The organism is Marinobacter daepoensis DSM 16072 (genome assembly GCF_000421165.1).
Classification (GTDB): Bacteria; Pseudomonadota; Gammaproteobacteria; order Pseudomonadales; family Oleiphilaceae; genus Marinobacter; species Marinobacter daepoensis.
Window position 1 is genome coordinate 205,357 of the sequence record NZ_ATWI01000010.1, and the last position, 14,113, is coordinate 219,469.

The window sequence follows — 14,113 nt, forward strand, 5'->3', positions numbered from 1 at the left end:
GGCGGGACGGATCCCCGGCGGGGCGGGGTGAAAGCGGGGCTGCCATTCCAAAGTCAGGGATAGCAGCCGTGAGGTGAGGTTCAGTCCTTCTGAACGTCTTTCAGGTCTTCCTTGAACTGCTCCAGCAGCTCTGCACCATCTTCGCCGGTCATTTCGATGAACTTCTCTTCCACCTGAGGTGCCCGGGCTCTGAACGCTTCAATCTGTTCGTCGTTCAGACGGGTCACCGTGACCTCGTCGCTGTTCGCCTGGATTTTTTCCAGCGCTTTGTCAGCCAGGCCGTCAATGTGCACGATGATTTCCTCAAAGGCGAAATCAGCGGCATCCTGAACCAGCTTCTTGTCTTCGTCAGACAGACCGTTGTAGAAGTCCTGATTGGCCATCATGGCCGTGGTGAACCAGCCGTGGCCGGTAAAGATCAGGTTCGGGGAGACTTCGTACAGTCCGCCGGACTCGATCCAGAAGATCGGGTTTTCCTGGCCCTGAATCATGTTGGTCTGAAGGGCGCCGTAAACCTCACCCCAGGGCAGAGGCGTCGGTGTGGCGCCGAAGGCTGAGTAGGTTTCAGACAGCAGGGGGTTGGTCATCACCCGGATTTTCTTGTTGCTGAACTCTTCCGGTGAGGTGACGGGCTCGTCAACCGTAACGACCATTTCGCCTTCCGGGTACATCTTCAGCAATTCCAGGCCTTTTTCGGAATAGAGTTCCGGGAAGTCTTCGTTGATCGCTTCAGATTCCCGGAAGAATTTGATGACCGTGTTCATGTCGGTTGGCATCAGGTACGGGATGAAGAAAATCTGGGCTTCGGGGATCAGCGAGCCGGTAAAGCCCGGGGACTGGTTCACAAAATTCAGGATGCCTGCCTGGGTCTGCTCCATGATGTCGTCGGATTCGCCCAACTCACCGAAGCGATAAATCTGCAGAGTGTGGTCAGAGTTCTCTTCGATGTACGCTTTGAACTTGTAAGCGAATACGTCCTGAACGTCGCCTTCGTATTCTTCATGGGCATAGCGCCAGTTGGCTGCATTCACGGCGTTTGCTGCCGTCAGGCCGGCGAACGCCAGCGCTGAAATACCAGCCAGTTTCCTGAATTTACGTGTGCTGCTCATCGGGTGGTCTCCGCTCGTTATTTTACGTTAATCCATTGTTACGCTTTTAAAGACTGGCAAAACAAAGTCGTTTTCGCAAGGAATCCGGGGAAATAACCTGTTCTGCAGGATTGGAATAACGCGAGTCGCAAGTGCATGAATTCAGGATGGATTCGGTTTTTCAAAACACGCTGAGAGAAACTTTCTGAACTCATTCGCGACCCTTTGAACGCTGTTCTCCAGCCGGTGACCGTCCGCCAGAATAAGGGTCTCAATCTGCTGTTGCCTTGCCAGTTCAATAACCGGCATTACAGGTACTACATTGTCTTGCCAGCCATGGATGAGGCACGCGTGGTGTGCGTTGAGCACCGGGTGTGATTCCGGATAGCCCGGCAGTGCGAGGGCCGGGGCGAGCATAAAACACCCCAGTACCGGTGTCCGTTCGCTGGTTCGGGCACACACCCATCCGCCCATACTGGAGCCGGCGAGCACTGTCCGGCTCGGATCGGCCCCGGCGTCCGACATCGCCTGCGCCATTTGCTCGAGGCGCTGGCCGGGGTCTTTGGTGCTGCGATGGTCCACGGACTCTGCGTACACGCCCTCGAACTCGTCGGCGACCGCCTTCAGGGCCTGTATTTTGGTGCTTCCGGGACCGCTTTCGAGCCCGTGGGAGAGGAAAACGTAATAGTCGGGACGTGTCATGAGTCAGTTTCCCCCTGATGGCATGTGGTCTGGAACGGGGCGCCTGCTCCGCGGGTGGTGGCCAGTATATCGAGGGCCCGGCGGCGTTTGTCCGGGTCGTGAATGTCGATCGTGAACATCAGTTCGTCCACCTGGATGTCCGAGAGGAGTTCGTCCAGTTGCAGGCGAAGGTCCTGAGGGTTGCCCTGAACCTGGAGCTTCAGGAAATCCTTCACGCCGGCTTTTTCCGATGGGGACCACAGGTCGTCCATGCTCTCGACCGGGGGTTTCATCCAGAGGGGTTGTCCCCGGAACAGGGACAGAATGCGCTGGTAACTGGTGGTGGCCAGGAATCTGGCTTCTTCTTTGGATTCCGCCGGGACGGCGGGAAGCGACAGCATGGCGTAGGGCTGCTCAAGCTGCGCGGAGGGCTGGAAGTTATCCCGGTATACCCGCAGGGCTTCCCGATACAGGCGTGGTGCGAAGTGGCCGGCGAAGGCATAGGGCAGCCCCTTCAGGGCGGCCAGTTGTGCACTGTACAAGCTGGAACCCAGCAGCCAGATGGGGACGTTGGTGCCTGCCCCGGGAATGGCTTTCACGGGCTGTCCGGGCTGGAGCGGGCCCAGAAGGCTTTGCAGGCGGGCAACGTCCTCCGGGAACTGTTCAGCCCCAAGGCCATCCCTGCGCAAGGCCCGCGCGGTGATCTGGTCGGTGCCTGGAGCCCGGCCGAGACCAAGGTCGATCCGGTTCGGGTACAGGCATGCCAGAGTGCCGAATTGTTCGGCGATGACCAGTGGCGGGTGGTTGGGCAGCATGACACCGCCGGAGCCGACCCGGAGTCGCTGGGTCTTCCCGGCAATGTGCCCCACCAGAACCGAGGTGGCCGAACTGGAAATGCCCTCCATGTTGTGGTGTTCCGCCAACCAGAAACGGCGGAAATCGAGGGTTTCGGCGTGTTGTGCGTAACGGACGCTGTTAGCCAGCGTGGTGGCAACGGAGTCACCTTCGCGCACGGAGGCCAGTTCTAGCAGTGAGTAGGGAATGGGTGCTGGCATGGTACTCCTGATGCTGAGCTCGGTTGATGGCGTGACCAGTCATGGAGACGGGTTGTTATGCCTTCAAGGGTAGCCCGGGAGCGCGGGAAAGAGAATCCGGCATCGGGGTGCCGGTTCTGTCGCGGGTGGAATAACCGTCTACCCTGACAGTAAGAGCTGCCGGGACAGAACGTGTTTCGGCCAGACGTTCCGAAAAGGGGCCAAAATGCCTGAGAACCTGTTGGATTCCGTGCTCGCTCAGATAGAGCAAAACCTTTCAGATACTGCCCGTGCGTTCGCCAATGGCCAGAGCGACTGGAGCGAATTTGCGGTTCATATCCTCAGCCAGTTGCTGATCTCGGTGATCTATCTCGGACTGTTGATGGCGGTGTACGGCGTGCTGATCAGCCTGGCCCGCGTTGTGGTGGGCAAGCAGCGTACGTCGCACCTCTGGTTCGTCCATGGTCGAACCGGGGTCCGGTATCTGTTCGGGTTGGGTGGGGTTCTGGTGATTATGGCTCAGTTTGGTGCGGCCCCGGAGCTGCTCAAAGCAATGGCAAGAGCGGGTCTGATGGCACTCGCTTTTTTTGTTGCCTGGTTGCTGCTTGGCCGGCTGATCCGGGATGCCATGAAGCGCTATCGGCTGGACCCTTCCATCCGGCAGCTGGTCGAAAACCTGTTTTCGGTACTTACCATCACCTTCGCCGGGGTGACCGTGTTGTCCCAGTTCGGATTTGATGTAATCTCGATTGTCGCGGGGCTGGGCATTGTCGGGATTGCGGTGGGCTTTGCCGCTCAGTCCACGCTGTCTAATTTTATTGCCGGCATTACCCTGCTGATTGAGCGCCCGTTCCGGATCGGTGACTGGGTGACCATTAACGGCCAGGACGGCAAAGTGGTGAAAATCGCTCTGAGGACCACCTGGCTGCGAACCCGGGATAATATCTTTACCATGATCCCTAACGATAACGTCGCTTCGTCGGAGATCGTCAACTACAGCGCGGAAGGGGCTACGCGGCTGAATATTCCGGTTGGGATTGCCTACAAGGAATCGGCGAGTACCGCCCGGGAGGTGATCATGCCGGTGTTGTTTGGACACCCTGAGGTGCTTCAGTCTGCGGGCATGGAGCCGCGGGTGGTGATGAAGAGCCTGGGGGATTCGTCGGTCGATCTTGAGGTGAAAATCTGGATCACGCCGGATAATCTGGATGTGCAGCCCGGCATCATGGCCGATGTTCTGGAGCAGATCAAAGAAGCCCTGGATGCCGCCGATATCGAGATACCGTTTCCTCATTTGCAGTTGTTTATTGATGAAGCCAAAGGGCTGGTCCCTCTGGTTGAACCCCTTTACCCGGGCCCGGGCGACCTCAAGCCACCGCGGCCGGAATCTGGAGAAAACCATGACTGAGCCGTCAGGCTATTACGAAGACAACAACACACTGGCCCAGTATCTGGAGTTTCATTTTGGTGAAAGCTGGCACGGAGAGGCCAACTTTCCGAAAGAGCTGGTTGGGGCTGCGATGGATGCCATGAATGGTCGCGCCACGTGTCGGGCCCTGGATATCGGGTGTGCGGTGGGGCGGGGGACGCTGGAACTGGCCCGTTATTTCGATCATGTGGATGGGGTCGATTACTCGGAAACGTTTGTCAGCAAATGCAAGGCGCTGGTTCGTGATGGGGCTGCACGCTACGCCCGGCCAGAAGAAGGTGAGCTGGTCAGCTATCAGGAACGTTCACTGTCAGGCCTTGGATTAACCGAAGCGGCCCGGCGAGTGGCCTTCCATCAGGGCGATGCCTGCAATCTTGGAAACGACTACCGCGATTATGATCTGGTCCTGGCGGGTAACCTGATTGACCGGCTTTATAAACCAGCACGGTTTCTCTGGCAGATTCATGAGCGTCTCAACGACCTGGGGTTGCTGGTCATTGCGTCGCCCTATACCTGGCTGGAGGAATACACTCCGAAGGAAGAGTGGCTGGGAGGTTTTATGAAAGATGGCCAGCCCTATACAACACTGGACGGTCTCAAAGAGGTACTGTCCCCCCATTTCCGGTTGCTGGCAGAGCCCAGAAGCCTGCCGTTCGTGATCCGTGAGACCTGCAACAAGTTCCAGCACAGCTTTTCGGAACTGACGATCTGGGAAAAACGGCCGGAATAAGACCGGTTGTCACAAAACGGTCATGCTGATCGGTTAGAGTGCAGACTCATCAGGACGAAATGCATTGTGTTGATGCATCGTGTGATTGCTTGGCCGGGGGGATCTCCCCGGCTTTTTTTTGCCTGCCCGTCCCATCGCAACCGGTTTGTTAGTCGCACAGGGCGCGCAGCACCCGCGCAAGCTCTCTGACGCCACGTTCCTGTTCATGGGGTGCGTGGGCGGCAAACCCCATCAGAAAGCCCGCCTCTTGTCTGTCCGAGGCATGCAGGGCGGTTAACCCTTGCAGATCTATTCCGGCACGGTGCGCAGATTCAATGGCGTCGCGTTCGGGGATATTCCGGGTAAAGACGCAAGGCATCTGCATGCCACCGGCCGGTACCCGAGGCTCCAGAAAGTCTGCCAGATACCTTTGGATCAGTTGCGCCAGGACGTTGCGCCGCTCGGCGTAAATGGCTCTCATGGTCCGGATATGGGCACCAAAGTGACCGCCTTCAATGAAACGTGCCAGCGTCAGCTGCGGTATCGGGGCGCTGTGCCCATCCTGCAGCGTACGGGCAACCGTCATGGGAGCGACCAGCGGTGGGGGCAAGACCAGATAGCCGATGCGAAGCCCTGGGAACAGGGATTTGGTAAAAGTGCCGATGTAGATCGTGCGCTCGTGAGGATCAAGCCCCTGAACACAGGCCGTTGGTTTTCCGGCGTAGTGAAACTCGCTGTCGTAGTCATCTTCGATAATCCAGCTCTGGTTTTGCTGAGCCCAGTCGATCACTGCCAGTCGTCGGTCCAGGGCCAGGGTCGCGCCGGTCGGAAACTGGTGTGAGGGGGTCAGGAAGACCGCCCGGGGTGGCGTTTCAGATTCCCGGGTTGTCCTGAGCAGGTGCTCCACCTGAAGACCGTCGGCATCCAGAGGAATCGGGACGCACTCCAGCCCCGCGGCTTCAAATGCTTTGCGCGCCCCGTGATACACGGGGTCTTCGATGAAGATCTGCTCGCCGGCGTCCAGCAGAACCGATGCACATAACGCCATGGCCTGTTGGGAGCTGGTCACTATCAGAACGCGCTCGGGGGTGGCGTTGGCGCCGCGTTCGAGGTTGACGTAGTCGGCGATGGCACGCCGCAAGGGCTCCATACCCTGAGGCGGGCTGTGAAGCAGAGCCCGGGTGCCATAGTCCTTCAACACCTGCCTCTCCAGCTTCTCCCAGATCTGGAGTGGAAAGTTCCGCGTTTCCGGAACGCCGGGAGCGAAAGCCCTTGGGGCCAGAAAGTCTCGAACGCCGCCCTTCCGGAATATTGCACAGCCTCGCTGGCTCAGACGCACAGGCTCATTTTCCGGGCCCGCTTTCGGGGCTTTGCGGTGTCTCGGCCGAGGCTGGATACGCTCGGAGACAAAACTGCCACTGCCAACCCGGCGCTCAATAAAGCCTTCCGAATGCAGTTGACTGTAAGCGGACTCTACCGTGTCCCGGGAGACCCCCAGTGATTTCGCAAGGGCGCGCGAGGCAGGCAGGGGTCTGCCCACGGGGATGATGCCGTCAAGGATCAGCTGCCGAATGCCCCGTTGGACTCGCGCATACAGCGGCAAGGCTTCATGGATGGGGTTGCTGACCCAGGCTTTCAGGGTTTCCAGTTGGGTATGCTTGAACAATTGGTCTGGGCCTTTGGCGAAAAGTGGCTGGGAACATACAGCCATTTTACGGCTATAAATAGGTTCCTCAACTAGCTTGTTCACCGTTCAGGAGTTTCTGTCGGCCATGTCGTTTGCCTCGCCCCGTTCGTCCGTCCACTGGAGTGATCTTGCCCATCCCGTTGTGGCTGGCTTGATTTCGGTTATCGTCAACTATGGCGGTACGTTTATTTTGGTGTTTCAGGCCGCCAAAGTGGCTGGGCTCAGTCCCGAACTGACGGCCTCCTGGGTGTGGTCTGTTTCCATTGGCGTGGGAATCACAGGGATCATTCTGAGTTGTGCTTACCGGGAACCCATTATCACCGCTTGGTCCACGCCAGCGGCGGCCTTTCTTGTGACAGCCTTGGCGACAACAACGTACGAAGAGGCTGTGGGTGCCTATCTGATGTCGGCAATGGCGTTTGTGCTCCTGGGTCTTTCTGGTTGGTTCGAGCGTGTCCTTCGTTTGATTCCGGCGGGTGTGGCGGCGGGGCTGTTGGCCGGTATTCTGCTCCAGTTTGGCATTGATGCGTTTGGCGGGATGAGTATCGATCCGGTGCTTGCAGGGGTGCTCATCGGGGCCTACGCAACGTTTAAGCGATTCTCCGCTCGCTATGCGGTTGTGGCGCTCTTGATACTGGGGCTGGCCTTTCTGATGTTTCAGGATCGCTTGAACCTGTCTGCGTTGAGGCTGGAGCTGGCAGCTCCGGTGTTCACAGCGCCGGAATTCTCGCTTAATGCGCTGCTGAGTCTGTCCCTTCCATTGTTCATGATCACCCTGACGGGACAATACATGCCGGGGATGTTGGTGCTGCGTAATGAGGGGTTCCGAACCAGTGCAAATCCGATCGTGACCGTCACTGGGCTGGGGTCGGTCTTAATGGCCCCGTTTGGCTCGCATGCGTTCAATATTGCCGCAATCACAGCCGCGATCTGTACGGGGCGAGAAGCCCACGAACAGCCGTCAAAACGCTGGATCGCCGGGGTTGCTGCAGGTGTGTTCTACATTCTGGTTGGTGTCTTTGGGGTAACCCTGGCCTCTGTATTCATGGCATTTCCGGCAACGTTTATTACAACGTTGGCGGGGCTGGCCCTGCTGGGTACCATCGGTGGCAGTCTGGCCAGTGCGATGGCCGAAGCGGAAACCCGTGAAGCCTCTCTGATCACGTTTCTGGCTGCTGCCGCCAATATTACACTGCTGGGTATCGGTGGTGCTTTCTGGGGGCTGGTGATCGGGCTGATTGCCCACGGGGTGCTCAATGGCCGGTGGCCAAAGAGAGCTTTGAGGCCCTCTGGCTCAATCGTGTCGTCTGGTGGGAGAGCAAAGTGATGCCGGACCCCAGCACGCCGCAGACACTCCACGAAAACCATGGACGCTATCCGCAGGCCAGGACCGTTGCCGACTTCCGGCACAACCTGGCGATGGTACAAACGCGCATCAAATCTGCCTGTCACCGGGTTGGGCGTGACCCGGCCACGGTACGCCTGCTACCGGTCAGTAAAACCAAGCCTGAGGAGTGTTTACGGCTGGCCTACACTGCGGGTTGCCGGATCTTCGGGGAAAACAAGGTGCAGGAAGCTCAGCGAAAAGCCGATGCCCTTGATGATCTGGCCGATCTGCGCTGGTCGGTGATTGGCCACCTGCAAACCAACAAAGCCAGGCATGTCGCCCGTTTTGCTCATGAATTTCAGGCACTGGACAGCTTGCGCTTAGCGGCGGCTCTGGACCGGCGCCTGCAAACCGAAGGTCGGTCTCTGGATGTGTTTGTGCAGGTCAACACCTCCGGTGAAGCCAGTAAATACGGATTGTCGCCCTCAGAGGTGCCCGCCTTTCTTCAGGCGTTGCCTGCGTTCTCGGCATTGCAGGTACGAGGCCTGATGACGTTGGCACGTTTTTCCAGCAACGCCGAACAGGTGCGCCCGTGTTTTGTGATGCTACGCAACCTGCGGGACCAGCTGCGGCAGGTTGCCCCGAACGGCATCGGGTTGGATGAGTTGTCGATGGGTATGTCCGGCGATTTCGAGATGGCCATTGAAGAGGGGGCGACGGTGGTGCGCGTCGGGCAGGCCATTTTTGGTGCCCGGGCGACACCGGACAACTACTACTGGCCGGATGGCGCACCAGCCTGACAAATGGCTATGCCTGTTCAACTGCCTGCGAACGACACCCTGAGTGACGTTATTTTTCCGATTCGAACTGGAGGATCTTCCATGCATGCTGTGACGTCTCATCTGATGGAGGTCTATGCCCGTGAGCCCGTTTCCTTTGTCCGTGGCTGCGGTGCGCGACTTTGGGATGAACAAGGGGTTGAATACCTGGATGCTATAGCGGGTGTGGCCGTGACCAGTCTGGGGCATGCCCATCCGGATATTACGGATGCGATCGTCCAGCAGGCAGGGCGCTTGCTGCACACGTCCAATGTCTTTCGTATTGACTGGCAGGAACAGCTGGGCGAGCGCCTGTGTTTGCTGACTGGGATGCAGAAAGCGTTTTTCTGCAACTCAGGGGCTGAGGCTAACGAAACGGCGCTCAAGCTGGCCAGGCTGCACGGTCATCGGCGGCAGATTTCGGTACCAAAAGTTGTGGTGATGGAGAATGGTTTCCACGGCCGTACGATCGCAACGCTTTCCGCAACCGGCAACCCCTCCGGTCAGCGAGGCTTTGAGCCGCTATTACCGGGCTTCCTGCGTGTGACCTACAACGACATCGAAGCGGTTCGCAAGGTTGCCGAGTGTGAACCTGATGTCGTTGCTGTGTTGCTGGAGCCCGTGCAGGGGGAGGGCGGTGTCCGTGCCCTCAGTCCGCACTACCTGCGTGAACTTCGCGCACTTTGCGATCAGCGCGGCTGGCTGCTGATGCTTGATGAAATCCAGACGGGGCTTGGTCGCACGGGCACCTGGTTCGGCTACCAGCATGCGGGTGTTGCGCCGGATGTGGTGACGTTGGCGAAGGCTCTGGGTAATGGTGTTCCTATCGGGGCCTGCCTGGCCCGTGGCACCGCCGCCGAGCTGTTCTCTCCCGGTCAGCATGGCTCGACCTTTGGCGGCAATCCTTTAGCCTGCCGGGTGGCTTGCAAGGTGCTTGAGGTTATCGCTCGTGATCATTTGCCGGAGCGAGCCGCTGAACTGGGGGTTCGTTTGCGTTCCGGTCTGGAACGCGCGCTGTGTGATCATCCCCACGTCATCGCCATTCGCGGTCAGGGGCTGATGGTCGGGATTGAGTTGGATCAGCCCTGCAAGGCGTTGGTTGGTCGGGCGTTGGAGGAGCAGCGCTTGCTGATCACCGTAACCCGCGATTCGATCATCCGGCTCCTGCCCCCTCTGATCTGCGACGACCGTCAGATTGACGACATTGTGGACCGTGTCGATCGTTTGCTAACTCCTGGCGTCGACTCCCCGGCCACACTTGCGACTGAAGAAGCCCGTCTGTGAATGCCTCGTTACAGACCCGAGACCCATTGGAAAACAGGACCTGAAACATGAGTGACACCGTCTGCTCCCTCTCTGAATTCGATCCCCGGTTGGCGGAGGCCATTCGCGGTGAAGAGCGCCGCCAGGAAGAGCACCTTGAACTGATCGCGTCTGAAAATTACGCCAGCCCGCGGGTGATGGCTGCTCAGAACTCGGTTTTCACCAATAAGTACGCAGAGGGCTATCCGGGCAAACGCTACTATGGCGGTTGTGAACACGTGGACGTGGCAGAAAAGCTGGCTCTGGAAAGAGCCAGAACACTGTTTAACTGTGATTACGCCAACGTTCAGCCACACTCCGGTGCTCAGGCCAACGCAGCGGTTTTCCTGGCGCTGACAGAGCCCGGCGACACCGTGATGGGCATGAATCTGGCGGAGGGAGGGCATCTGACGCACGGAATGCCGTCCAACTTCTCGGGCAGGCACTACCGAATTGTGCCTTATGGTCTTGATGCCACTACCGGATGGATTGATTACGACGAAATGGAGCGAATCGCATTGGAGGCCAGGCCCAAGATGCTGATTGGTGGCTTCTCGGCGTATTCCCGTTATAAGGACTGGGCCAGAATGCGGGCCATTGCCGATAAGGTAGGGGCCTGCTTCTGGGTGGATATGGCCCATGTTGCCGGATTGGTTGCGGCGGGTGAGTATCCCGACCCCTTGCCTTATGCCCACGTGGTCACCAGCACCACCCACAAAACCCTTCGTGGCCCCCGTGGCGGGCTGCTTCTGGCAAGCGGGCAGAGCGATGCGTTTTACCGAAAGCTCGATTCCGCTGTGTTCCCGGGGACTCAGGGAGGGCCGCTGATGCACGTTGTTGCCGCCAAGGCGGTGGCGTTTAAAGAGGCGTTAAGCCCTGAGTTCAAGGGGTATCAGCGCCAGGTGGTGATGAATGCCAGGGCTATGGCTTCTGTGATCGAACGGCGCGGCTACCGCATTGTTTCCGGGGGGACGGACAACCATCTGATGCTCCTTGACCTGTCGTCAAAGCCCTACTCGGGCAAGGAGGCGGATGCTGCGTTGGGGCGCGCCTGCATTACGGTAAATAAAAATTCAGTGCCCGGCGACCGGCGCTCCCCGTTCGTGACATCGGGGCTGCGCATCGGCACACCCGCGGTGACGACGCGGGGGTTTGGTCTTGCAGAGTGTAAACGGGTGGCTGGCTGGATATGCGACGTTCTGGATGCGCTTGAACTTGGCCAAAGTGTGGCGGCCCGGACACAGGGTAAAGTGCGTAAGCAGGTTGTGGATTTGTGTCGCCACTTCCCGGTCTACCGATAGCTGGTTTACCAGAAGCCGCCAATAGCGTTACCTGGCCCTGGTGTCCGTGTTGCTCTTCTCCCGGCGCAACGCCCGTTTGCGCCGACGCTCTGTCTCGGTGCGCTCGGAGATGGTCTGCTGTACAAACTCGATGTGTTCACCGGCAATGGCCCTGGCATCTTCCTGGCGGCCCTCAGTAATGGCCTGATAGAGCTGCCGGTGTTGTTCGGTCAGGCCCTGTCGGGTCTGGGCTTCGCGTGAGTACATGCCGCCTATGTTGGTGACAATGTTGTTTTTGAGCATGCTGAACAGGTTCCGCATGGTGTGTAGCAACACGACGTTGTGGCTGGCCTCGGCAATGGCCATATGGAAGCGGGCGTCGGCGGCACCCTCCTTTTCCAGGTCGCCGGCTGATGGGCTGTCGTAACAAGCCTGCAGCTCCTGCCAGGCTTTTTCCAGCCGGGCCAGGTCAACTTCGGTCGCGCGTTGGGCGGCGTAGTAAGCACAGTCGCCCTCCAGAGTTCGTCGAAATTCAAGTAAGTCACGGTGTGCCTCTGGGTGCTGTTCCAGCAGTGCGACCAGAGGGTCGCTGAAACTGCTGCCCAGATTCTCTGCCACATAATTGCCCCCGCCCTGTCGGCTTTTCAGCAGGCCTTTGGCCGCCAGGCGCTGCACGGCTTCCCGCAGAGAAGGGCGGGAAACTCCGAACTGCTCGGCCAGAACCCGCTCCGGAGGCAATCGCTGCCCAGGTTCTAGGGTCCCTTCCAGAATCATGGTTTCGAGTTGCTCAACAATGGTGTCGGCGAGACGTCTGGGGGCAATCTGATTAATCGACATGCGGCCTCTCTAGGCAGGTAAAAATTGGTAATACCAATAAATCTTATCCGTGTCCAGCCTTGTTTTTACAACAAAACTTCCAGGCAATACGACCAATGTATAAGTCTTGTCCTTTTGACAGTTACCGGGCTGCTCAAATAACGTACTCGGCACAGCTTTGTTAATTGGTCATACCAATTATCCAGAAATAGAATCCAACAACAATACCTGGAGAAGACAATGTCGTCCGGATTACTCGCCCTGCTGGCGTTTACGCCTATCCTTCTGGCCGGAGTGCTGCTGATTGGCATGCGCTGGCCTGCTCGCCACGCGATGCCCGTGGTGTTTCTGGTGACCGCCCTGATTGGCTATGGTGCCTGGGACATGACCCTCAATCGCATTCTAGCGTCCACCGTACAGGGTCTGGTGATTACCATTGGTCTGTTGTGGATCATTTTTGGTGCCATCCTGCTGCTCAATACCCTCAAGCACTCCGGGGCAATCACCACCATTCGGGCAGGCTTTACCAACATCACGCCGGATCGTCGGATTCAGGCCATCATCATCGTCTGGCTGTTCGGCAGCTTTATCGAAGGTGCGTCCGGGTTCGGCACGCCGGCTGCCATTGCCGCTCCTCTGCTGGTGGCGGTGGGATTCCCGGCCATGGCAGCGGTTATGCTGGGCATGATGGTACAAAGTACCCCGGTCTCGTTTGGCGCGGTGGGGACCCCGATTGTGGTGGGGGTTACCACTGGCCTGGATCGTGCCAGTATTACCGAACGGCTGGAGGCCCTCGGCTCTAACTGGGATACCTATCTGCAGCTGATCACCTCGGAAGTCGCCATCACTCATGCCCTTGTGGGCGTCATCATGCCGGTACTGATGGTCACCATGATGACCCGCTTCTTCGGTAAAAACAGACGTTGGAGAGAAGGTCTGGAAGTCCTGCCCTTTGCGCTGTTCGCCGGCATCGCTTTTGTTGTGCCCTATGCCCTGACCGGAGTCATTCTGGGGCCTGAGTTCCCGTCGCTGCTGGGTGGTCTGATTGGCCTGGCGATTGTTACGACGGCAGCCAAAAAAGGTTTCCTGATTCCGAAACGGACCTGGGATTTTGCCGACAGCAAAGACTGGCCCACCGAATGGCTGGGCAGTATCGAAATGAAGCTGGAAGAGATTGCGGCCAAACCCATGAGTGGTTTCCGGGCCTGGGTTCCATACGTGCTGGTGGGCCTCATTCTGGTGTTGAGCCGTACGGTTGATCCGATCAAGCAGGCATTCACCAGTGTGGGGGTGTCGTTCTCGAACATACTGGGTGAAGCCGGCATCAACGCGGGTATTCAGCCTCTGTATCTGCCGGGAGGAATCCTGGTGATGGTGGTGCTGGCCACTTTCTTTATCCACCGGATGAACCTTCGCGCCCTTAACGCAGCGGTGAAAGAGTCTGGCGGTGTGTTGCTCAGCGCCGGCTTTGTTCTGCTGTTCACCGTGCCTATGGTTCGTATCCTGATCAATTCGGGCGTAAACCTGTCGGACCTGCCCAGTATGCCGCTGGCTATGGCCACCTGGGCCGCGGATGCGGTGGGTGGTATCTACCCGCTGCTGGCGCCAACCGTAGGGGCGCTGGGTGCCTTTCTGGCAGGCTCCAACACGGTCTCGAACATGATGTTCAGCCAGTTCCAGTTTGGCGTCGCGGAGAGTCTCGGACTGTCGACGGCCCTGATGGTGGCAGTGCAGGCCGTGGGGGCTGCCGCCGGTAACATGGTGGCCATTCACAACGTGGTGGCGGCGTCTGCCACGGTTGGGTTGCTGGGCCGCGAAGGCCAGACACTGCGCAAGACGGTGTGGCCGACCCTATACTATCTGGTAGCGACCGGGTCCATTGCCCTTCTGGCGGCATACGGCCTGGGGCTGATTGACCCCCTGCTTTCCCGGTAGGGCTGAC

Annotated in this window: 12 protein-coding genes; 7 read left to right on the forward strand and 5 right to left on the reverse strand. The window is 58.5% G+C overall.

The window, feature by feature from the left end; translation table 11 throughout:
- Positions 1-80: 80 nt before the first annotated feature.
- The 3 genes from K325_RS0110800 to K325_RS0110810 form a co-directional block, all read right to left on the reverse strand.
- A complete protein-coding gene (locus K325_RS0110800) occupies positions 81-1,109 on the reverse strand; it encodes a TRAP transporter substrate-binding protein (protein ID WP_029654282.1) in 1,029 nt (342 codons plus the stop codon).
- 141 nt (positions 1,110-1,250) lie between these two features.
- Positions 1,251-1,790 (reverse strand): YqiA/YcfP family alpha/beta fold hydrolase, encoded by a 540-nt coding sequence (locus K325_RS0110805; protein ID WP_029654283.1) that lies wholly within the window; start codon positions 1,788-1,790, stop codon positions 1,251-1,253.
- A complete protein-coding gene (locus K325_RS0110810) occupies positions 1,787-2,824 on the reverse strand; it encodes an LLM class flavin-dependent oxidoreductase (protein WP_051146623.1) in 1,038 nt (345 codons plus the stop codon). Before K325_RS0110810 ends, K325_RS0110805 begins: the two co-directional genes overlap by 4 nt.
- Before the next feature lie 205 nt (positions 2,825-3,029).
- Here K325_RS0110810 and K325_RS0110815 point away from each other — a divergent pair, with 205 nt between their 5' ends.
- Both K325_RS0110815 and K325_RS0110820 read left to right on the forward strand, forming a co-directional pair.
- Positions 3,030-4,211 carry a mechanosensitive ion channel family protein gene (locus K325_RS0110815; RefSeq protein ID WP_036193406.1) on the forward strand — a complete coding sequence of 394 codons (1,182 nt, stop codon included), beginning with the start codon at positions 3,030-3,032 and terminating at the stop codon, positions 4,209-4,211.
- Positions 4,204-4,962, forward strand: a complete 759-nt coding sequence (locus K325_RS0110820) for a putative 4-mercaptohistidine N1-methyltransferase (protein WP_029654286.1) — start codon at positions 4,204-4,206, stop codon at positions 4,960-4,962. Before K325_RS0110815 ends, K325_RS0110820 begins: the two co-directional genes overlap by 8 nt.
- A 148-nt stretch (positions 4,963-5,110) precedes the next feature.
- Here the strand turns inward: K325_RS0110820 and pdxR are convergent, their stop codons facing one another.
- Positions 5,111-6,607, reverse strand: a complete 1,497-nt coding sequence (gene pdxR, locus K325_RS0110825) for a MocR-like pyridoxine biosynthesis transcription factor PdxR (RefSeq protein ID WP_029654287.1) — start codon at positions 6,605-6,607, stop codon at positions 5,111-5,113.
- 106 nt (positions 6,608-6,713) lie between these two features.
- On the opposite strand from pdxR, the gene K325_RS0110830 reads away from it, so the two are divergent.
- The 4 genes from K325_RS0110830 (at position 6,714) to glyA (ending at position 11,376) form a co-directional block, all read left to right on the forward strand.
- Positions 6,714-7,955: a benzoate/H(+) symporter BenE family transporter gene (locus tag K325_RS0110830; RefSeq protein WP_029654288.1), complete on the forward strand. Its 1,242-nt coding sequence runs from the start codon at positions 6,714-6,716 to the stop codon at positions 7,953-7,955.
- Positions 7,955-8,755 carry a YggS family pyridoxal phosphate-dependent enzyme gene (locus K325_RS0110835; RefSeq protein ID WP_029654289.1) on the forward strand — a complete coding sequence of 267 codons (801 nt, stop codon included), beginning with the start codon at positions 7,955-7,957 and terminating at the stop codon, positions 8,753-8,755. The genes K325_RS0110830 and K325_RS0110835 overlap by 1 nt, the downstream gene beginning before the upstream one ends.
- A gap of 81 nt (positions 8,756-8,836) precedes the next feature.
- The gene (locus tag K325_RS0110840) at positions 8,837-10,057 is read left to right on the forward strand and encodes an aspartate aminotransferase family protein (RefSeq protein ID WP_029654290.1); all 1,221 of its coding nucleotides are present in this window, start codon (positions 8,837-8,839) and stop codon (positions 10,055-10,057) included.
- 47 nt (positions 10,058-10,104) lie between these two features.
- On the forward strand, positions 10,105-11,376 hold the full coding sequence (gene glyA, locus K325_RS0110845) for a serine hydroxymethyltransferase (RefSeq protein ID WP_029654291.1): 1,272 nt from the start codon (positions 10,105-10,107) through the stop codon (positions 11,374-11,376).
- A 27-nt stretch (positions 11,377-11,403) separates the two neighbouring features.
- Here glyA and K325_RS0110850 read toward each other — a convergent pair whose 3' ends face one another.
- A complete protein-coding gene (locus K325_RS0110850; protein ID WP_029654292.1) occupies positions 11,404-12,192 on the reverse strand; it encodes an FCD domain-containing protein in 789 nt (262 codons plus the stop codon).
- 219 nt (positions 12,193-12,411) lie between these two features.
- Between K325_RS0110850 and K325_RS0110855 the strand changes: the two genes are divergently transcribed.
- Positions 12,412-14,106: an L-lactate permease gene (locus K325_RS0110855; RefSeq protein ID WP_029654293.1), complete on the forward strand. Its 1,695-nt coding sequence runs from the start codon at positions 12,412-12,414 to the stop codon at positions 14,104-14,106.
- Positions 14,107-14,113 lie beyond the last annotated feature (7 nt).

What these genes read in the sequence shown, in the direction of transcription:
- K325_RS0110830 (WP_029654288.1), top strand. Translation starts at nt 6,714, where the DNA reads ATGTCGTTTGCCTCGCCCCGTTCGTCCGTCCACTGGAGTGATCTTGCC.
- K325_RS0110800 (WP_029654282.1), bottom strand. Translation starts at nt 1,109, where the DNA reads ATGAGCAGCACACGTAAATTCAGGAAACTGGCTGGTATTTCAGCGCTG.
- K325_RS0110805 (WP_029654283.1), bottom strand. Translation starts at nt 1,790, where the DNA reads ATGACACGTCCCGACTATTACGTTTTCCTCTCCCACGGGCTCGAAAGC.
- glyA (WP_029654291.1), top strand. Translation starts at nt 10,105, where the DNA reads ATGAGTGACACCGTCTGCTCCCTCTCTGAATTCGATCCCCGGTTGGCG.
- K325_RS0110850 (WP_029654292.1), bottom strand. Translation starts at nt 12,192, where the DNA reads ATGTCGATTAATCAGATTGCCCCCAGACGTCTCGCCGACACCATTGTT.
- K325_RS0110855 (WP_029654293.1), top strand. Translation starts at nt 12,412, where the DNA reads ATGTCGTCCGGATTACTCGCCCTGCTGGCGTTTACGCCTATCCTTCTG.
- K325_RS0110835 (WP_029654289.1), top strand. Translation starts at nt 7,955, where the DNA reads ATGCCGGACCCCAGCACGCCGCAGACACTCCACGAAAACCATGGACGC.
- K325_RS0110810 (WP_051146623.1), bottom strand. Translation starts at nt 2,824, where the DNA reads ATGCCAGCACCCATTCCCTACTCACTGCTAGAACTGGCCTCCGTGCGC.
- K325_RS0110840 (WP_029654290.1), top strand. Translation starts at nt 8,837, where the DNA reads ATGCATGCTGTGACGTCTCATCTGATGGAGGTCTATGCCCGTGAGCCC.
- K325_RS0110820 (WP_029654286.1), top strand. Translation starts at nt 4,204, where the DNA reads ATGACTGAGCCGTCAGGCTATTACGAAGACAACAACACACTGGCCCAG.
- K325_RS0110815 (WP_036193406.1), top strand. Translation starts at nt 3,030, where the DNA reads ATGCCTGAGAACCTGTTGGATTCCGTGCTCGCTCAGATAGAGCAAAAC.